This window comes from Paenibacillus planticolens (assembly GCF_013141725.1).
GTDB lineage: Bacteria > Bacillota > Bacilli > Paenibacillales > NBRC-103111 > Paenibacillus_E > Paenibacillus_E planticolens.
In genome coordinates this window covers 192,874-213,152 of record NZ_WHNZ01000017.1, presented here as the reverse complement: position 1 = coordinate 213,152, position 20,279 = coordinate 192,874, and the positions used below count along the sequence as shown (strand labels likewise).

Here is a 20,279-nt window from a genome sequence, read left to right as displayed (position 1 = left end):
AGTGAGGGGATGATCGAATGCGCCGGGTCACATGGGTGGTAGCAGTGGTGATGTGCTTAGCATTGGTTCTCGCTGGATGCGGGATGGGCAAGAAAGATGCAGGATCTATCGTAAAGGATTTGGATCATGTGATCAGCAAAGCGAATAGCTATCAGGCTTCAGGCAGCATGATTTTGCACACGGGATCACAGCCGCAAGAATATCAAGTGGAGGTGGCGTTCTCGCCTGATCATTTCTACCGAATTTCGCTGACAAATGCGTCAAAGGATGTTACGCAGATTGTACTGCGTAATGAAGAGGGTGTGTTCGTGCTAACGCCGCACCTGAAGAAAAGCTTCCGTTTCCAAAGCGATTGGCCGGAAAATCAAGGACAGGTATACTTGTTCCAATCTTTGGCGAAAAGTATTATCGCCGACAAGGATCGCCAGTTTACAACGGACAACGATATGTATGTGTTCGATGTAGCGGCGAACTATCAGAATGAGCAGCTGTCTCGCCAGAAAATTTGGCTGAATAAAAAGACGCTGGCACCCGCGCAGGTTCAAGTGTCCGATGCGAACCAAAATGTGATGGTGCAGGTGAACTTCACGAAGTTTGAGTTCGATGCGAAGTTTGATAAGGATTTCTTCCAAATGGAGCGCAACATGACGAGCTGGAACATGCAAACCTTACCGACAATGTCGGATGTTAAGGCAGCGGATGCCAATCACCCGTCATCAGTCGGGGTAACGGACAAAAACTTGACAGCTACAGGCGGTCAATCCGATCAAACCAAAGTGCAGGATGGACAGAAAGCTGCAACTTCCACGGGTACGAAAACGGATGCAACAAAGCCGGATGCCGCGGCCAGCAAGCCGCAAAATATCGGTATCATAGAGCCGAGCTATCTGCCTAAAGATGTCGTGAAACAGGACATTACGGATATGAAGCTGGGTGAAGACGCTGCCGTCCTTTTAAGATATAAAGGGAAGTACAATTTCAGCATTGTTGAAGTGAGACCTCAGGCGAAGTCGGTTTCCTTGCAGCCGGGCGACATTGTGGATCTCGGGTTTACGATCGGCGTGCTGACTGGTGAGGATAAGAAGACGCTCACTTGGACGAATGACGGAGTGGAGTTCAGATTGTCCACAGGCGATTTGCCGACGAATGAAATGATTAAAGTGGCGATGGCGACGGAAGGTCAGTCCGGTAAATAAATAGGTAATAAGGGGATCTGCTTTTAGGAGCAGGTCCTTTTTTGCAGCGCTTTAGGGCCATTTTCAGAGAAAATTAATGTGGTAAAAGGTGGGGCAGGATGGGGTGAACCATGGTGCTGCAAAGAATCTTAAAAAGGGCGGCAAATGTATGGGGGGAGTAGCTTCCAGCCGAAACCCAATCGTTGGTTGCAATACGAACAAACATACCTATCAAGCCTGTAGTTTGGATATGACGCGATTTTGCCTCATTTGAGCCCAAAGGACGGTTGACAGTGTTTCGTGACTCGGTTTAACATAGGTTTATCGGTCCGAACGGGTTCGAATTATTGGAGGGGGAGTCCTGCTGCTCGCATAGAGCGGGCCTTCCCTTGTCCTTTGCATTTGGAAAAAGAGGTGAACGCTGGTGGATGCTTTTTATCGTCCCACGTGGGTTGAAATTTCGTTAGATGCTCTGCGAAGCAACATTGAAGGTTTTCAGAAGATACTGCCGGCAGGAATGAAGCAGATGGCAGTCGTTAAAGCGGATGCGTACGGACACGGGGCTGTTGAAGTATCCAAAGAGGCTCTAGCCGCAGGTGTGGATTACTTGGGTGTGGCGTTTTTTGATGAAGCGTTGGAGCTAAGAAATGCAGGCATTACAGCACCTATTCTGGTACTCGGCTATACGCCTCCTGAAGGGGTAGAGCGAGCTCGTGAGCTGGATGTGACGATAGCTGTCTACAGCCATGATGTCCTCAAGGAGCTGCAAGCGCAGCGGCATAAGAAGAAGCTGAAAATCCACATTAAGCTGGATACCGGCATGGGGCGTCTCGGTTTGCATACGGAAGCGGATGCCATTCCTTTTATCGAGCAAGCGTTAACGCTGCCGAATGTGGAAGTTGAGGGTTTGTTCACGCATTATGCGAACGCGGATGAAGTGGATAAAAGCTACACGCTGGAGCAGTACCGCCGTTTTGAGCGCATAGTAAGCTATTTTACGGATAAAGGTGTTGCGTTTCCTTATATACATGCAGGCAATAGCGCAGCTGCTATTGATTTGCCGGGTTTAACCTATTCGATGGTGCGTTTGGGCATTTCGATGTATGGGCTGTATCCTTCTGAGGATGTCGATCAAACGAAGATCAAGCTTAAGCCCGTACTCAGTCTCAAAACAGGAATCGTCCATCTCAAAACGCTGCCGCCGGACTCCGGGGTCAGCTATGGAACGATTTACCATACAAAGGGCGAAGAGCAGATCGGGACGCTCCCGATTGGGTATGCGGACGGGTTTTCGCGGATGCTTTCGGGCAAGGCGGAGGTTCTAGTTCGGGGAAAAAGAGTACCGGTCGTCGGTCGAATCTGTATGGACCAATGCATGATTAATGTGTCTGATGTCACGGATGTACAGGCGCTGGATGAGGTTGTGCTGATCGGGGAACAGGATGGAGAGCGTATTACGGCAGAAGATATTGCAGACCAGCTTGGCACGGTTAATTATGAAGTGATCTGTATGATCTCGCATCGGGTTGCGCGCGTATATGTACGTGGAAGTGAACGTGTGGATGCCATTAATCCGCTGATGCGTCATCGCTACTAGACTAGCGTCAAATTTGCTCTTCATGAATTTACCATATGAAAAGTATCCTTCCTGTAGAGGAATTTGGAGTAGGCTATCGAATACGTAGTGTAGAATCTTATATCCAAGGATGTAACATATTTGATATACTGGTTGCATATATCTATTGTATAATTTGGTTTTCAAGATGACATACTGGTAATATTGTCTTTGTATCGTTTCTGGGGGTGCTAAAGTGTGAGCAATGCGCATAATACGAAAAGGATCATGATTAGCTTGCCTGACAATCTGTTGCAAGAAGTGGACGGTATTGTCGAGAAGGAGAACTCCAATCGCAGCGAATTTATTCGCCAGGCAATGAAGCTGTATTTAATTGAACGCAAAAAGCGCAGTCTACGCGAATCCATGCAGCGTGGGTATATGGAGATGGCGAAAATTAATCTCAGCATGGCATCTGAAGCTTTTCAAGCGGAGGAAGAAGCCGATGGAACGCTTGATCGCTTAGTAAGCGGGGTGTAGGCAGTGATTGTAAAACGTGGCGATGTATTTTTCGCAGATCTTTCGCCGGTAGTAGGATCGGAGCAGGGAGGAGTTCGTCCTGTTCTAGTGATCCAAAATGATATCGGCAACCGCTTTAGCCCAACCGTGATTGTTGCAGCGATTACAGCTCAGATCCAGAAGGCGAAGCTTCCCACGCATGTGGAAATCGATGCGGAGACGCACGGTTTCGATCGAGATTCGGTTATTCTGCTTGAACAAATCAGAACGATCGACAAGCAACGGTTAACGGACAAAATTACGCATTTGGATGAAGAGACAATGCGTAAGGTTGACGACGCTTTGCAAATTAGTGTGGGACTGATAGAATTTTGAATAGGATCTGGAACGGACGAGGGTAGTTATTTCCCTCGTTTTTTGGTTTGCATACATACATAGAAGTGAGGAATGACAATGACCTTATTGGAAATGATCATGAACAAACAGTTCTATGCGGCTGGCGAGCTATCTGCAAATGGCGGAGTGAAAAGCGCAGCGGATGAAGAGCAGGCGGGAAGCAAGGGAGCAAAAAACAAATACGAGGAAGAGCCAAAGGACAAAGTCATTCTCTCTGAAGAGAAGAAAGCCGAGATCCAGGAGCGAATCCTAAAGCAAATTTCCGCAGAGCTGCAGCTGCCCGCAGGCAAAGTGAAAACGACAATGGGGTTGCTTGATGAAGGGAATACGATTCCTTTCATCGCTCGTTACCGGAAAGAGATGACGGGCGAGCTGGATGAAAACCAGCTGCGAGATATTGAGGAGCGGCTGCAGTACTTACGCAACCTCGAAGATCGCAAGCTGGAGGTCGTTCGTTTGATCGACGAACAGGGGAAACTGACGGATGAGCTGCGCAAATCGATTGAAGGCGCTGCGAAGCTGCAGGAAATCGAAGATTTGTACAGACCTTACCGTCAAAAGCGGAAGACGAGAGCCAGTGTGGCCAAAGAGCGCGGCTTGGAGCCGCTTGCGGAATGGATCTGGAAGCAGCCGCGACAGGGCTCGCTTGAACAAGAGGCGGAGCGCTATGTCAACGCGGACAAGCAGGTTGCAAGCGCCGCAGACGCTATTCAGGGCGCGATGGACATCTTGGCGGAGAATATCGCGGACGATGCCAAAGTTAGGGCTTGGGTGCGCAGATACACACAGGATCAAGGGATATTGCATACGGAGGCAAAAGATGCAAAGGCCGAGTCCGTCTATGAGATGTACTATGCCTATCAGGAGCCTGTGAAACGCCTGCCGCCTCATCGTATTCTGGCTATTAACCGCGGAGAGCGCGAGGAAGTTCTAAAGGTTAACTTGGTTGTTGCGGTTGATAAAATTCATGATTATATAGCCAGACAGATCATTAAGGGGCAATCCATTGTTCAAGATGTGCTTCGTGCGGTTGTGGAAGACGCCTACAAGCGTTTAATCGCACCGTCTATCGAGCGCGAAGTGCGTGGAGAAATGACGGAGATGGGCGAGGAGCAGGCGATTAAGATTTTCGCGGAAAATCTGCGCAATCTGCTGCTCCAAGCCCCCGTCAAAGGGCACGTCGTGCTGGGTGTCGATCCCGCTTACCGGACAGGCTGCAAGCTGGCCGTCATCGACGACACCGGTAAAATGCTTGAAATCGCCGTGACGTACCCGACACCTCCGAATAACAAGGTGGCGGAAGCCAAGGCGAAGTTCAAGCAATTGATCAGCAAGCACGGCGTAGAGCTGATCGTCATTGGGAATGGAACGGCTTCCCGTGAAACGGAGCAGTTTGTTGCGGAGCTGATTAGCGAGATCCAGGAGCAGAAGCTGAAGTACTTGATCGTCAGCGAAGCGGGGGCGAGCGTGTATTCCGCGTCGAAGCTGGCGCAGACGGAGTTCCCGGACCTCGACGTCGCCGAGCGCAGCGCGATTTCCATCGCGCGGAGGCTGCAGGACCCGCTCGCGGAGCTGGTGAAAATCGAGCCGAAGGCAATCGGCGTCGGGCAGTACCAGCATGACGTTTCGCAGAAACGTCTGGACGAGAACTTGAAGGCCGTCGTCGAATCGGCCGTTAACCATGTCGGCGTGGACCTCAACACGGCGTCCCCGTCCTTGCTCTCGTACGTGTCGGGCGTGAACGCGACACTGGCCAAAAACATCGTCAAGTATCGCGAGGAGAACGGCAAGTTCAGCTCCCGACAGGAGCTGTCGAAGGTTCCGCGCCTCGGCGCGAAAACCTTCGAGCAGTGTGTCGGGTTCATGCGGATTCCCGGCGGCGGGAACCCGCTGGACAACACCCCGATCCATCCGGAGTCTTACGACGTCGTGGATCGGCTGTTCAAGGAGCTGCGCCTGGAACTGGCGCAGCTGGGCTCGCAGCAGCTTCTGGCGCTGCTGCAGACGCTGGAGCCGGGGGAACTGGCTCCGAAGCTGGGCGTTGGTGTCCCGACGCTGCGGGACATCCTGGACAGCCTGCAGCGGCCTGGGCGGGATCCGCGGGACGAAGTCCCCGCGCCGATCTTCCGCACCGACGTGCTGCAGCTTGAGGACCTTGTGCCGGGCATGGAATTGACCGGCACGGTGCGCAACGTTATCGACTTCGGCGCTTTCGTCGATATCGGCATTAAAAACGACGGGCTGGTACACATCTCCCAGCTCAAGAACGGTTTCGTGAAACATCCGATGGATGTGGTTTCCGTCGGAGACATCGTCCAAGTGTGGGTACTGAACGTGGATCAGAAAAAAGGCCGTGTCGGCTTGACCATGAAAAAGCCCCAGCAATAAGAAGTAGATAGCAGTTGTCAGCCTCCGACTGTCAGCTGCTTTTTTCTATTTTTTCACATCATCCTCTCATCATGTAATCTCCAAAATCATCTTCACATCATCCTCTCTAACCGGAGTAAACGCTCATTACCGCTGCGGCCCCACCTCCTTTACGGAGTAAACGGCAGTATTTCGCTGACCGGCTACGGCAGTAAGCATGTCCTCCCGTGCCAAACGCTTCAGCCATTCGGACGCGATGCGAATATTGACATTGCATTCAGCTGCGATGTCCCGAATATGGATGATGCCATCGCAGCGCTTGGCAACCTGAAGTATAACTTGCTTTCGTAACTCCCACAGATCCGGAGTGGAGAACGTAGGTCCTCTGTGCACGTTATATGATGACTTCCTCTCTTGCAGCAAGTAAACGTTGTCTCCTTGAACTTTTTTTGTTCTACGGCGTAAAACCATGATCATACACTCCCTTTATTTATTTTTAGATAGCAAAAAAGCACACCGAACCGCAGGTCATCCTGCCGGATCGAGTGTGCTTCACTCAACGAGTTTACTTTTATTTACAGTATAGTGGGCTCATTTCAAATATGCAACATATTTTTTTATCAAAATTTACGCTTGCCCGGTCCGTCCGTCGTTTGGGTGTCAGGCCACTCCTCTTGTGAGCGGCGGGTGCGGTAAAAGTACCAGCTGTCATTCAGCAATCGGATTTGTCTGCGGTTTTTGTTCTGGAAGGCCCGCATTAATTGATTACAGAGCCATTGCGGCATATGCCCATCCCCTTCTTCGCCATGTACTTATAGCATATGAAGATACAGGGAGTTGGGTGCAGGTCCTTTTGGTATTAACCTTCAAATTCCTCTTCGTACCACTGCTCCAGCTGCGCTTGAAGCGCGCGGATTTCGGTTAGCAGCGAGATCAGCGGATAGGATTTCTCCTGAATGCCGGCAAAAGATTTCTCCAAACGATTCAGATACTCTAATCCTTGAATGAGCGTATACGTCGTACCGATCAGCTCCAAATCGTCGCATTCGGCAATTACTTTAGGGAGTCTAGGGACATCGTCAGCGGTCAGTTTATCTAATTCTTTGTGCAATCTTTGATTCAGGGCGGTCAGTTGGTAGGAATAAGATGATGGCATCGCAACGAATTCCAATTGCTGGTCGAGTTGAAGAATGGCATATCGCATTTGTGGCATATGATTGTTCAATCCTTTCTGTGGAAAGCTTTCGTTCTTTCTTTTCTACTTGACAGTATAGCCGTACATACGGTACAAATTCAAGTGAGAACTTGTCTAAGCAATGCTTACGAGGCAAGTTTTCTAAAGAAAACTGTAAGGAGCGTAGGGGATGGAGGATCGGGAGCTGCAGCAGTGGATTGAGCAGATTTCTTTGGCTTCGTTTGGCAGGCCGTTTGTTCATCAGGCACGTTTTAACCGAAGATTGAGGTCGACGGGCGGGCGCTATTTTACAAAATCCCACGATATCGAAATCTCTTGGATGCAGTGGGAAACATTTGGCCGGGATGAAATTGAGAAAATCATTAAGCACGAACTTTGCCATTATCATTTGCATATTTTAAAACGGGGCTACCAGCATCGCGATCATGATTTCAAAACGCTGCTGGCGCAGGTCGGAGGTACCCGCTTCTGCAAATCGCTGCCGCAGGCACGTCAGAAAAGAGCTTTTAAATACCGCCTGGAATGCGTCAATTGCAAAACCGAGTACTACCGCAAGCGTAAAGTGGATGTCCGCAAATATGCCTGTGGAAAATGCAAGGGAAAATTGAAATCGTATACACTTGACTTACAAGCGCCTTCATAATAAAATTAAACTTATTCATTCCCTGATAGCTCAGTTGGTAGAGCACTCGACTGTTAATCGAGTTGTCACAGGTTCGAGTCCTGTTCGGGGAGCCATATGTTTGGAGAGATACCCAAGTGGCTATAAGGGGACCCTCTGCTAAGGGGTTAGACTGCGTAAGCGGTGCGAGGGTTCGAATCCCTCTCTCTCCGTACTGAATTGAAAATAAGCTCAAATGGCGTTTACGCCGTTTGAGCTTATTTTTTTCTTGTTTTGGGGTGATGGTGGGCTTCAATGGTCTCGGGCAGGTGAGTTGAGATGAGATGAGATGAGATGAGGTGAGGCGGAGGGGGAACTACAGGGCGCTATTTTTCCAGAAACAGCTTTCTGAGCGAGGGAAAGGGAACTACGGTCCGCTATATCGCAATCGGGACAAATATTTGGACGGTTTGAGGTGAAATAAGACCCTGCAGTTCCCCTCCGCCTTCAGAAATTCTACTTTTCGCCAAAATAAGGGACTCAAGTTCCCCTAAGCCGGGGGGCGGATCTTTAGGGAGAGTAGGCACCTCTGCGATGTTGACATGTGGGATGCCCTTCGTTTCCAAAGTTAGAACCAACGCTTGCGCTTAAAAAAGTACCACATCAAGGCGCTGATGCCGATCATCAGAATCCAGACGTACACGTAGCCATTGTCCCAGTTTAGCTCGGGAATATCTTTGAAATTCATGCCATATAAGCCGACAATAAAAGTTAGCGGTAAAAAAATCGTACTGAAAACCGTCAATGTTTTCATAATTTCATTCATTCGGTCGGACTTCATGCTCATTTGGAGCTCCAGCAGCCCAGTGAGCGATTCGCGAAAAATATCCAGTGAATCTACGACACGTGTGATATGGTCCATGATATCCAGGAAGTATACGTCATCTTCGTCACGAGTGTAGGGGAATGAATGGTGCGCGATTGCCGTTAGCGTTATTCTTTCGTCGACGATGACGCGGCGTATTTGATGCATCATCCTTTTTAGCTGGAAAATGTCCTGGGCGATGCGAATCGAAGGGTCATTATACACAGCCTGTTCCATGCTGTCCAGGCGGTCGTCCAGATGCTCCACGATGATGGAGTAATCGTCGACACAGCGGTCCAGAATGGCATGCAGAATAGCGCCAGGGTGACTTAGCCGTTCAGGGACCTTTTGACATGTGTGGTAGAGTTGATCCATGAAAGGTAGATTATTTTTGTAGACGGTAATAACGAAATTCGAGCCGATGACAATCGCAATTTCCTGCGGCTCCAGCTCCTCGGATACGGCAAAGAAAGTAAGGAAGACATGCTCTTTATACATATCCATCTTCGGTCGTTGATTGAGCTTGATGGCATCTTCAACGAGGAGCGGGTGGCACTTGAATATGTCGCCTAGGACATGTTTGACTTCATCCGGCGATGGGTTCTCCATTCGCACCCAAACGACTTCGTTTGAGGCAGGAACGCGTGCCTCTTCCTCGTGGACTGCAGCATGTGTGGATTCATAAATGAGCATGGACGGCAAACCAAACACCTCGGTTAGGATGAATTGGTTTCAGCATACCATATTTGTCCGCTTGTGTTCCAGATTTTGCACTTGTCAATTATGAACTCATCCCTTATAATAACAATTGTCGTCAAAAAGGGCTGCACAAGCTTAAAGACATTCGCGGCCCGTTGGTCAAGTGGTTAAGACACCTCCCTTTCACGGAGGTAACAGGGGTTCGAGTCCCCTACGGGTCAGTTATTTATCCTCTTATGCGGTCGTGGTGGAACGGCAGACACACCATCTTGAGGGGGTGGCGCTCACAAGGCGTGAGGGTTCAAATCCCTCCGACCGCATCCCAAGTTATGACAAGAGAACCTTTAATTCCGCTATTATAGTGGAATTAAAGGTTTTTTGCATATTCGAGTCGTTAGGTCACGTCCCGATAACTTGTAATCGTTGGCCGAAAAGTACAAAATATAAGCATGAGCCATGATAAGATAACCTGCTTTGAGCTAGGAGGAATAGCAAGTGGAGATAGGAATTACGACCTTTGTAGAGACAACGCCGGACCCCCAAACGGGCGAGGTGATCAGCCATGCGCAGCGTTTGCGCGAAGTGGTGGAGGAAATTGTTTTAGCGGATGAAGTAGGATTGGACGTGTACGGGGTAGGCGAGCATCATCGTCAAGATTTTGCGGCGTCATCGCCTGCCGTGCTGCTGGCCGCTGCGGCTATGCAGACGAAAACGATCAGGCTGACCAGTGCGGTTACGGTTCTATCCTCGGATGATCCCGTGCGGGTGTTTCAGGATTTTGCTACATTGGACGGACTCTCGAACGGACGTGCGGAGATTATGGCGGGCCGCGGCTCTTTTATCGAATCCTTCCCGTTGTTTGGCTATGATTTGAATGACTATGACGAGCTCTTCGATGAGAAGCTGGACTTATTGTTGACCTTGCAGCAGTCCGAAAAGGTGAGTTGGCAAGGCAAACATCGGGCGCCTATTCATAATCTGGGCATCTATCCCCGCCCGGTTCAAAATCCATTGCCGATCTGGATTGGCAGCGGTGGAAATACCCAGTCTGTCATCCGTGCTGGTATGCTCGGTTTGCCGCTTGTTCTTGCCATCATTGGCGGGAGCCCGGTTCAGTTCGCACCGCTCGTGAAGCTTTATAAGCAAGCGGCGGCACGCGCCGGCCATGATGTCTCGAAGCTGCCGGTTGCCTCGCACTCCCATGGTTTCTTAGCGGAGGATACGCAGGTGGCTGCCGACAAGTTCTTCCCTCCAACGCAGCAAGTTATGAACGTGCTGGCGCGCGAGCGTGGTTGGGGGAGGTACGACCGGTCCAGCTTTGATGCGGCGCGGAGCTTCGATGGCGCCTTGTACGTAGGGGATCCGGAGACCGTTGCCCAGAAGATCGTTCATTTGCGAAAAAACGTTGGTATCACACGGTTTATGATGCACGTGCCTGTAGGCTCGATGCCGCATGAAGATGTGATGAAGGCCATCCGGCTGTTGGGCACAGAGGTGGCACCGCGTGTACGGGAAGAAGTAGCGAAATGGGAAGCGGAGAACGAAGCGACGCCGTAGGCTACTGGAGAAAAGACGATTACATCTGAGATGTGATCGTCTTTTTTTTGTACCGGAATTCTCCCGCTAATTTCAAGTTGATTCAAAAACACCGACCTGTGTCAGCACAGTTTTCACAACAAAAATAGTCGGATTTTTGAATGTTCACCCTCCCTATTCGTAGACTATGCTAGATAGGATCGACGATGGAGGCGAAGAATAGGATGGCTATAGAACATATTCCGGACTGGCAAAATCTAAGTGTTTTAGAGAGAAATACAGAGCAGCCGCATGCGGATTTGATACCGTTCGGAGATTGGGAGGGCGCTCTGGCTAATGAGAGGGAACGTTCGCCGTATGTTCAATCGTTGAATGGCGAATGGGATTTCAGCTATAGAGAATCACCGACTGCCGCGCCTGCTGATTTCCATGCGGACACCTTTGAGCCGATCGGGTGGAGCACGATACCGGTTCCTTCCAACTGGCAATTGCACGGATATGGGAGGCCTCAATACAGCTCCTGTCCGTATCCTTTCCCAATCAATCCGCCCTATGTACCCAATCTCAATCCAGTTGGCTTATACAGAACCCGGTTTCAGCTCCAAGAGACATGGAAGAATCGGCAAGTTCATCTCGTTTTTGAAGGCGTGGATTCGGCATTTCACCTCTGGATTAACGGACACTTCGTCGGCTACAGCCAAGGGAGCCACTTTCATTCCGAGTTTCTTGTAAGCCCTTACTTACGCGAGGGGCATAACGTAATAGCCGTTCAAGTTTATCAGTGGTGCGACGGGACTTATTTGGAAAGCCAGGATAAGTGGCGTATGAGTGGCATTTTCCGCGACGTGTATTTGCTGGCTTCGCCTCAAGTGTCAGTGAGGGACGCAAGGGTGAGGACGCGTCTGGATGAGAGTTACACGAAAGCGTGCTTAGAGGTTCGTGTAGATTTTGCCGGAGTAATGGATCACTCATTAGAATCGGATTCCCATCAGTTAAGAATCACGTTGTTGAATGCGGAGCATCGTATCGTCTGCGACCGCTTCCATCATGTAAGGCAGGATGAACCTACGGTTGAGCTGGCAGAGGAAGTGCTCTCTCCTTTTTTATGGACGGCGGAAACACCTTATATATATACGCTCTTATTGACCATGTACGGTAATGCGCAGCAAATCTTGGAGGTCAAAAGAATACACGTCGGCTTCAGGGACGTTAGGATCGAGGAGGGACGGCTGCTCGTTAATGGATGCCCGATTATTATCAAAGGCGTCAATCGGAACGAGTTCGATCCCGATCTTGGCTATGTGACAACGATGGAAACGATGCTGCACGATATGACGTTAATGAAGCGGCACAACATCAATGCGGTTCGTTTATCGCACTATCCGAATGATACGCGCTGGTTGGAGCTGTGTGACCGCTTTGGTTTATATGTCATCGATGAAACGGATCTTGAAACGCACGGGTTTCATTTCTACGGGAACGAGGGGCATCTGGCGCAGCTTCCCGAGTGGAAAGAAGCGTTCGTCCAGCGGGCGAAACGAATGGTGGAAAGGGATAAAAACCACCCCTCCATCATCATTTGGTCGCTTGGCAATGAGTCCGGGTATGGCGCTAATCACGATGCGATGGCGGCATGGATCAGGGAAGCCGACCCGACTCGCCCGATTCATTACGAACGTGCCTATGACGCTCCGGTCGTCGATATTGTCAGCTCGATGTACCCTGCGGTGGAAACGATCATCCAAGAGGGGAGCAAGGACGATAAACGCCCCTATTTAATGTGCGAATTCGGTCATGCGATGGGCAATTCCGTCGGGAATTTGCAGGAGTATTGGGACGCGGTCTATACGTATCCCCGCCTGCTTGGCGGCCTTATTTGGGAATGGGCGGACCAAGGCATCGGGCAGCGCACGGGAACGGATGAAGCTTGGTATGCGTATGGCGGCGATTTCGGTGAAGAGCCGCACAGCGGTCATTTTTGCCTCGATGGGCTGCTATTCCCGGATCGGTCGGTCAAAGCCTCTCTGCTGGAGTACAAGAAGGCGATTGAGCCGGTGAAGATCGAGGGCATCGACGCGCTGCATGGAAAGTTGCGGGTGCGGAACAGGTATGATGTCCTTTCGCTGTCTCATTTGCAGGGGGAGTGGCGTTTGCTGCGGGACGGATCCGTTGTGGACGAAGGGGTACTCGGAATCCTGCATACCCCTGCCGGCGAGATGGAGGATGTCGGCATTCCCATGGACAGCCATAAGCTGAAGCTGGTGGGCGAATATTGGCTCCACCTGCGTTTCGTACTGCGGGACACGGTTCTTTGGGCTAATGAAGGGCATGAAGTCGCCTGGGCGGATATTCCGGTGACTGTCGTCACAGAGGAGCTAGCTGCAAGTCCTACCAGCCAGAAGGCCAGCCCTCTGACGATTGAGGAAAACGGCAGACATATTACGCTTACGGGCGATGATTTCTGCATGCAATTCGATAAAGATCAGGGCGCCATGACAACGTGGAAGTATAAAGGGGTTGCCTTGCTGACAGCGGGCCCCAAACTCAATCTATGGCGGGCTCCGGTCGATAATGATGTTCATCTCGCCAAAGAGTGGGTGAAAGCCGGCTACAACCGGCTTGCCACTGATGTGCGCGAGGCCAAGGTTGAGCGTACGGAAGCAGGAGGCTGCCGGATTACGATGACATCCATCGTCGGGGCGCGCGGAGAGAAGATTGCTTTTGAGTCGAGCCTGGTCTATGCCATCGCTGCGAGCGGGGAAGTGACCTTGCAAGTGGTGCTGGAACCGAGAGAGAAGCTGCCGCCCCTTCCGAGGTTCGGGGTCGAGCTTGTCATGCCGGCTGATTTCAACCGTCTGGCCTGGTTTGGCCGTGGGCCTCATGAGTGCTATGCGGACCGCAAAGAGAGCGGGAAGCTGGGCATTTACAGCGGATCGGTACAGGATCAGTTCGTACCTTATATTAAGCCGCAGGAAAATGGCAACAAGTCGGACGTACGCTGGTCATCCCTGATGAATCAGCAAGGCATCGGGCTTTTGTTCACAGGGCAGCCGATATTCGATACGAGTGTCCACCATTATACGACGGAAGATTTGACGACTGCGAAGCATGTTCATCAACTGACCAAGGTCGATCAAACGATCGTCAAAATAGATGCCCGCCAGAGCGGACTAGGCAATCATAGCTGCGGCTATGCGCCTACGCTTCAGGCCTACTTGCTGGAAGCAAAACCGATGCATTTTACGATTAGTTTGAAACCTGTTTCACATTCAACAACACTGTAAATGGAGGGTTATCTAATGACGACACGAGTTGCAGCATGTAAAACCGAATATTTGACGAATCCAATTGGCCTTGATGTCCTGAAGCCCCGGTTTTTCTGGCAATTGCTCGCCGATAGCGAAGGGGCAGTGCAAAGCGCCTATCACATTATGGTGGCTTCATCCCGGGATAGGCTTGAGAGCGGCCAAGCGGATATGTGGGACAGCGGCAAAGTAAGCTCGAACGCTTCAACGCATGTGCAGTACGAGGGTAAAACGCTTCAATCCCAAGGGGAATATTATTGGAAAGTACGCATCTGGGACGGCGCCGGCGAGGTATCCGAATGGAGCGAAACGGCGTATTGGATGATGGGGATTTTGTCGCGAGGCGAATGGAAAGCTCAGTGGATCGGACGCAAATCCGAGCCGGGCGCTCTCATGCAGCCTTCGCCGTATTTTAGAAAAACGTTTGGGGTCAAGAAAAAGGTGCGGCGGGCTATTGCGTATGCGACAGCATTAGGCGTTTATGATTTGTATGTGAACGGGGGGCGAGTCGGCGACCGCTTTGCCCCGGGATGGACGGATTATAATATCCGCGTACAGGTTCAAGCTGTCGATCTGACAGCCAAGCTGAAGGCTGGCGACAATGCGTTTGGCGTTATTTTGGGAGACGGCTGGTATGCGGGAACGGTCGGATTTCTCGGTGATAAAGTTTACGGAGAAAGACCCTTTTTCCTCATGCAGGTAAGCTTGGACTATGAGGATGGAACGCAGGAAACTATCATCACGGATAATTCGTGGATGACGAGCCGGGGGCCGATTCAATATTCCGATATGATCAAAGGGGAAGCGTACGATGCGAGAGAGGAGCTTACCGGATGGCACGAGCCCGGCTACGATGATTCGTCTTGGGAAGCGCCGGATGTTCGCTCCGGGTATAACGGACTTCTGGTGGCTGCGGTAGAACCTCCGATCCGTATTACGCAAACGCTAAAACCGATTAGCCTAAAGAAGACAGCAACGGGTACCTATATCTATGATATGGGCCAGAATATGGTCGGTTGGACAGCCGTGAAGGTGCAAGGTCCTCGTGGCACGATGATCACATTAAGTCATGCGGAGATGCTGAACCCCGACGGTACAGTATATGTGGATAACTTACGCGAAGCATGCCAGCAGGATCACTATATCCTGAAGGGAGAAGGGCAGGAGAGCTATGAGCCGCATTTTACGTTCCACGGCTTCCGTTATGTGGAGCTGCTCGGATACCCCGGAGAGCCTGATCTCGACACGATTACAGGGAAAGTCGTCCATTCGGATACGCCGGTCGCAGGTTCGCTCGAGACATCGAATGCGATGGTGAACCAGCTGTACGCCAACATTACATGGGGACAGCGCGGAAACTTCCTGTCGGTGCCGACGGATTGTCCGCAGCGGGATGAGCGGCTTGGCTGGACAGGGGATGCGCAAATATTCGCTCGTACAGCAGCTTACAATATGGACGTGTCGCGATTTTTCAGCAAATATGTATGGGATATGGTGGATTGTCAGCAGCCGTCGGGCGCTTTTACCGATGTGGCACCGGATGCGGGCTGGATTCGCCATAAAAACTGGAACACGAGGCTGAATTGGTTCGCCCCGGACAACTCCGGTTGGGGAGATGCCGGCGTTATTATTCCGTGGACGGTTTATTTGATGTACGGGGATGTTCGCATTCTCGAAACCCATTATGACGCCATGGTTAAATGGGTGCACTATTTGAGAAACACTACAGATGAACTGGTGCGTCCAGATTATGCCAATTACGCCGACTGGCTGTCGATTGGGGCTGATACGCCGAACGAAGTGCTCGCAACCGCTTATTTTGCTTACAGCACGAAGCTGCTTGCCCAAATTGCCGATGTGCTGGGCAAAACCGAAGACGCGAATGAGTACCAAGCCTTGTTTGACGATATCGCTAGGGCGTTCCGCAACGCTTTTGTCACGGAAGACGGACGAATTCACGGCGATACGCAAACGGTTTACGTCTTAGCTCTGAAATTCGGACTCTTAACGGAAGAGCTGCGCAAACAAGCGCTCGAGCATCTTGTGGCTGACATCCATGGACGTGGCGACCGGTTGTCGACGGGCTTCCTGGGCGTAGGCTACTTATTGCCGGCGCTGACGGACAACGGCAGCCTGGATGTCGCATACAAGCTGCTGACGCAGGAGGCGTTCCCGTCTTGGATGTATTCCATCAAACACGGAGCGACCACAATCTGGGAACGCTGGGATGGATGGACGGAAGAGCAAGGCTTCCAGACGCCTTCGATGAATTCTTTCAATCACTACTCTCTTGGCTCTGTCGGCGAGTGGATGTTCCGGTATATGGCTGGCATTGAAGCGGATCCTCAGAAGCCCGGTTTTCAGCATGTGATTATAAGGCCAAAGCCGGGCGGAAATTTGAGCTGGGTGAAGGCAAGCTATGAATCGCTGTATGGGTGCGTCAAGGTAGAGTGGAGTCTATCGGAGGCGGGGGATTTCCGTCTTCAAGTAGTAGTGCCCGCCAATACGACGGCAACCATTCATGTGCCGGGCCCAACCGCCTCCGTGCATAAGGTAGGTTCAGGAAGTTATGTGTTTGAAAGCGTTTCTATGCTAAACTAAAGGCAAGTCAAACAGACCGGAATCGGATAGAGGGTGAGCGGGCAGCGCTTCCTTCCATCTGGCTCCGGCTGTTTTCGCATAGAAAGAGAGGCGGGCTTCAGAATGCGTTGGATGGAAAGCTTAAGAAAGAAGCTAGAGGCTCTATTTCCGAGAATTCGTACGATGCTGCTGTTAAGTTATTTTGTCATCATCCTTTTCTGCATTACATTGATCGGTACCGCTTCATTCTACATCTCATACAATTCCATGGCGGAACGCGTGGAGACGGCCAGCGCTCAAATCGTCCGGCAGATCGAGTTTAACATGGATAACGATTTTCATAATAAAAGAAATCTGCTTCTCGCCCCCTATTACAATCAGGAGTACATTGACAATATTAATGCGTACCCGGCTATGGACAGCCAGAACAAGTTTCTTTTTCGCCAGAAGCTTGGGGATCTGTTTTTGAAAAGCTTTAACATTACGCCGATTCCGGACTTCATCCGTTTTCAGATTTATTACAGCAATGGGGAGCTGCTCAACTCCTCGGACAATAGCTCGTCTGGCAGCGCGAGCCAGGTGCTGAACGCCGAATGGTTTAAGCAAACTGTCGCCAAAGACGGGCTTGTGAATTTCTTCAGCCCCCCGCAGGCCAGCGGTCAGGATGAGAGTGCAACAGCGTATTCGACCTCGATGCTGATTCGCGATTTTTCAAATCCGATCGGGTTTATTGTGGTACGTGCCGACTATAATTACGGTCTGTTCAAAGGGATCGGTCAACGTGCGGATCTGACGAAGAACAGCCGTTTTCTTATTTTGAATGAGATTAATAATCCGATATTCGACTCGGGAGAAGGGCAAGCAGCTGCCATCGATGCGCAAACGCTAGCCCAGATCAAAGGGGACAACGGTAAGTTTTGGACGGGCAGCGGCGATCAGACGATGCTTGTTTCGTACACCCGCTCAACGTATTCCAATTGGAAAACGGTGCTCATCATGCCCAAAAAAGAAATCTTCAGTTCGCTTGATTCCATCAAAACGACAGCCGTTTGGACGGCTTTGGCCGCTTTTTTGGTGACGGCGATCCTCTCCCTGCTGTTCGGAAGAAGTATTACCAATCCGATTCTTAATCTATATAAAACGGTAAACCACATTAAACGCGGGGATTTCTCCGTTAGGGTGGATATTAAACGAAAAGATGAGATTGGCCGGATCGCTATGAATTTCAACGCTATGCAGGATGAGCTGCAGAAGCAGATCGAAACGAAGTATGTGTATCAAATTAAGCTGCAGCAGATGGAGCTGGCGATGCTCTACTCGCAGATTAACCCTCATTTCTTATACAACACGCTCGATAGCATTAAAGCGATGGCCGATTACCACGATGTGGAGCAAATTGGCCAAATGGCGCAGTCTCTAGCCGATATGTTCCGCTATAACACGAAAAATACCGATGAAATCGTCACACTGCAGGAAGAACTCGTGCAGATTGATGCGTATATCAACATCCAGAGCATTCGTTTTGAGGGGAAAATCGACTATCACGTAGAGATCGAAGAAGACCTGTACAATTATCCTATGTTAAAAATGACGCTGCAGCCCCTAGTAGAAAATGCGGTATTTCACGGTATCGAACGCAAAAGAGGCAAGGGCACGATTCACCTGAAGGCTTGGAAGGAAGATGACTGGGTATATATCCAAGTCCAAGACGATGGGGTCGGCATCTCGGAGAACCGGCTGGAGCAGATTCTTGCATCGCTCAGACAACCGCTCTATCAAGAGGAATATAAGCTGTCTGCCGCAAGTGGCGGCATTGGCGTTCAGAACGTGTACGCGAGATACACAATTCGGTACGGAGAAAAGTTTCAATTCAGTATTGAAAGTAAAAAAGGGGCAGGCACCGGAGTAACCTTAAAGCTGGCTTCCCAACTTAACTAAAAACGGGATGTAGGAATATTCAACATTGAAAGTCGTTATCGTGCATGGGGTTGAAGTAAGCGGTTGCAATATAATCAAATACGTAAGCAACATTAAAGGAGGGGTACAGAAAATGAGGAAAATGAAAACGGTAACACTGTCTGCATCCATTGCGGCAGTTATGGCATTAACGGCTTGCGGAAGCGAAGGAACTGGCGCCGGGAGCTCTACACCGAAAGCTGCGGCACCTGCGGCATCAACAACCACAGCGACACCGGCTCCGGCAAAAAAGGATCCTGTCACGCTCACTTTTGCCATTGCCAATACGGTTGACGCCACACCTTTTAATAAAATATTCAAAGAGTTTGAAGCGAAAACGGGCAATAAGGTCGAACTGCAGGCACTGCCTGGCGGCGATTTCGATAACATGATGAAAACGCGCTTCTCCACAGGCGACTTCCCGGACCTGTTTCTCATGCAGCCGGGCCCTAAACAGTATGTGAAGCTTAGAGCATCCGAAACGCTTCGCGAATGGTCGGGGGATCAGGCGGTATGGGACCGTATTATTCCGACGATGAAAGAATTTCAAGCGGATGCGAACAAGAAAATTTATGGTGTCCCTTTCGGCGCCACCGGCATGATGGGGATTTATTACAACAAGGACGTATTTGCCAAGGCGGGCGTTCAGCCACCGAAAAACTATGCGGACATGATCGAGAGCGCGAAGAAAATCAAGGCAGCGGGCGTCACGCCATTCTATGAGGGTGTCAAAGACGGATGGCCGCCGCAAGTTTTCTACTTCACGGGTTGGGTATCGAATGTGGACCCGGTCATCGGGGATGCGGGCGTTCAAAATCTCGAGAAGAATGCGCTCAAGCTGGCCGATATTCCAGCGCTCAAAGACCTTTTTGCGAAACAAAAGGAATTGAAAGAGCTTGGACTGATCCAGTCCAACCCGCTGGCAGGCACATTCGATGAACTGCAAAATTTGATGGGCGAAGGCAAAGTAGGCATGGCCTTCATGCTGGACGGCATCATTCCGCAATTGGAGAAAAAATTCGGCAAAGATTTCGTCACCAATAAAATCGGCTTCTTCCCGTTCCCTGCCGCAGCGGACGCAGGAACAGCTATGATAACGCCGCCGAATCAGTTAATGATTCCGAACAAAGCGAAACATGCGGATGTGGCAGCCGAGTTGGTTAAATTCATGATTTCGCCGGAGATGGTGGATCTGTACTACCAGACAAGTCCGGGTATCCCGATTTTCCAAGGCGCTAAGAGCAGCTTGTATCCTGTACAGCAAACGGTGAAGGATCTGATCGATGCGAATAAAGCGAAAATCAACGTGCAAAACCGTCTGACACCAACTTTCGCTGATTTCCAGAAAACGCTGCAAAATTTCTTCATCGATGGAGATGTCGACAAAGCGCTGAAGGAATTCTCTGCGAACTATGAGAAAGACGGAAAAGCCAAGCTGCTGGATGGTTTCAAATAAGCTAATCTGCATCTATGCTACAGTCCGGTCGGAACCCGCTTCCGGCCGGAACATCTTAAGATGAAGGAGGGGAG

General features: G+C 50.5%; 15 protein-coding genes and 4 tRNA genes. 15 read left to right on the top strand and 4 right to left on the bottom strand.

What is annotated here, in order from left to right; translation table 11 throughout:
- Positions 1–17 precede the first annotated feature (17 nt).
- From GC097_RS09685 to GC097_RS09665, 5 genes are all read left to right on the top strand, one after another.
- Positions 18–1,196 (top strand): outer membrane lipoprotein-sorting protein, encoded by a 1,179-nt coding sequence (locus GC097_RS09685; RefSeq protein WP_171683117.1) that lies wholly within the window; start codon positions 18–20, stop codon positions 1,194–1,196.
- A 403-nt stretch (positions 1,197–1,599) separates the two neighbouring features.
- Positions 1,600–2,772: an alanine racemase gene (gene alr / locus GC097_RS09680; RefSeq protein ID WP_171683116.1), complete on the top strand. Its 1,173-nt coding sequence runs from the start codon at positions 1,600–1,602 to the stop codon at positions 2,770–2,772.
- A 216-nt stretch (positions 2,773–2,988) separates the two neighbouring features.
- On the top strand, positions 2,989–3,270 hold the full coding sequence (locus GC097_RS09675; protein ID WP_028553892.1) for a CopG family ribbon-helix-helix protein: 282 nt from the start codon (positions 2,989–2,991) through the stop codon (positions 3,268–3,270).
- 3 nt (positions 3,271–3,273) lie between these two features.
- Positions 3,274–3,624: a type II toxin-antitoxin system PemK/MazF family toxin gene (locus tag GC097_RS09670; protein ID WP_028553893.1), complete on the top strand. Its 351-nt coding sequence runs from the start codon at positions 3,274–3,276 to the stop codon at positions 3,622–3,624.
- 99 nt (positions 3,625–3,723) lie between these two features.
- Entirely contained in the window at positions 3,724–6,033 is a 2,310-nt protein-coding gene (locus tag GC097_RS09665; protein ID WP_171683115.1) for a Tex family protein, read from the top strand.
- A gap of 126 nt (positions 6,034–6,159) precedes the next feature.
- On the opposite strand, the gene GC097_RS09660 is transcribed toward GC097_RS09665, so the two are convergent.
- From GC097_RS09660 to GC097_RS09650, 3 genes are all read right to left on the bottom strand, one after another.
- The gene (locus GC097_RS09660) at positions 6,160–6,483 is read right to left on the bottom strand and encodes a hypothetical protein (RefSeq protein ID WP_171683114.1); all 324 of its coding nucleotides are present in this window, start codon (positions 6,481–6,483) and stop codon (positions 6,160–6,162) included.
- A gap of 149 nt (positions 6,484–6,632) precedes the next feature.
- Positions 6,633–6,797: a cortex morphogenetic protein CmpA gene (gene cmpA, locus GC097_RS09655; protein ID WP_171683113.1), complete on the bottom strand. Its 165-nt coding sequence runs from the start codon at positions 6,795–6,797 to the stop codon at positions 6,633–6,635.
- A 74-nt stretch (positions 6,798–6,871) separates the two neighbouring features.
- A complete protein-coding gene (locus tag GC097_RS09650; RefSeq protein WP_171683112.1) occupies positions 6,872–7,225 on the bottom strand; it encodes a hydrolase/acyltransferase in 354 nt (117 codons plus the stop codon).
- A gap of 151 nt (positions 7,226–7,376) precedes the next feature.
- On the opposite strand from GC097_RS09650, the gene GC097_RS09645 reads away from it, so the two are divergent.
- The 3 genes from GC097_RS09645 to GC097_RS09635 all read left to right on the top strand — a co-directional run bounded on the left by GC097_RS09645 (position 7,377) and on the right by GC097_RS09635 (position 8,041).
- Positions 7,377–7,850, top strand: a complete 474-nt coding sequence (locus GC097_RS09645) for a SprT family protein (protein ID WP_171683111.1) — start codon at positions 7,377–7,379, stop codon at positions 7,848–7,850.
- A gap of 19 nt (positions 7,851–7,869) precedes the next feature.
- Positions 7,870–7,945, top strand: a tRNA-Asn gene (locus tag GC097_RS09640).
- Between the two features lie 7 nt (positions 7,946–7,952).
- Positions 7,953–8,041 (top strand) — tRNA-Ser (locus tag GC097_RS09635).
- Between the two features lie 395 nt (positions 8,042–8,436).
- Here GC097_RS09635 and corA read toward each other — a convergent pair.
- On the bottom strand, positions 8,437–9,366 hold the full coding sequence (gene corA, locus GC097_RS09630; RefSeq protein ID WP_171683110.1) for a magnesium/cobalt transporter CorA: 930 nt from the start codon (positions 9,364–9,366) through the stop codon (positions 8,437–8,439).
- A 155-nt stretch (positions 9,367–9,521) separates the two neighbouring features.
- Here corA and GC097_RS09625 point away from each other — a divergent pair.
- From GC097_RS09625 to GC097_RS09595, 7 genes are all read left to right on the top strand, one after another.
- A tRNA-Glu gene (locus GC097_RS09625) sits at positions 9,522–9,593 on the top strand.
- Positions 9,594–9,610: 17 nt separating this feature from the next.
- Positions 9,611–9,692: transfer RNA gene (locus GC097_RS09620), tRNA-Leu, on the top strand.
- 175 nt (positions 9,693–9,867) lie between these two features.
- A complete protein-coding gene (locus GC097_RS09615) occupies positions 9,868–10,929 on the top strand; it encodes an LLM class flavin-dependent oxidoreductase (protein ID WP_171683109.1) in 1,062 nt (353 codons plus the stop codon).
- 203 nt (positions 10,930–11,132) lie between these two features.
- Positions 11,133–14,192: a beta-galactosidase, LacZ type gene (lacZ, locus tag GC097_RS09610; RefSeq protein ID WP_171683108.1), complete on the top strand. Its 3,060-nt coding sequence runs from the start codon at positions 11,133–11,135 to the stop codon at positions 14,190–14,192.
- A 15-nt stretch (positions 14,193–14,207) separates the two neighbouring features.
- The gene (locus tag GC097_RS09605; protein WP_171683107.1) at positions 14,208–16,814 is read left to right on the top strand and encodes a family 78 glycoside hydrolase catalytic domain; all 2,607 of its coding nucleotides are present in this window, start codon (positions 14,208–14,210) and stop codon (positions 16,812–16,814) included.
- A gap of 102 nt (positions 16,815–16,916) precedes the next feature.
- Complete coding sequence (locus GC097_RS09600) at positions 16,917–18,731, top strand: cache domain-containing sensor histidine kinase (RefSeq protein WP_171683106.1); 1,815 nt, start codon at positions 16,917–16,919, stop codon at positions 18,729–18,731.
- Positions 18,732–18,843: 112 nt separating this feature from the next.
- Positions 18,844–20,205, top strand: a complete 1,362-nt coding sequence (locus GC097_RS09595; protein WP_171683105.1) for an ABC transporter substrate-binding protein — start codon at positions 18,844–18,846, stop codon at positions 20,203–20,205.
- Positions 20,206–20,279 lie beyond the last annotated feature (74 nt).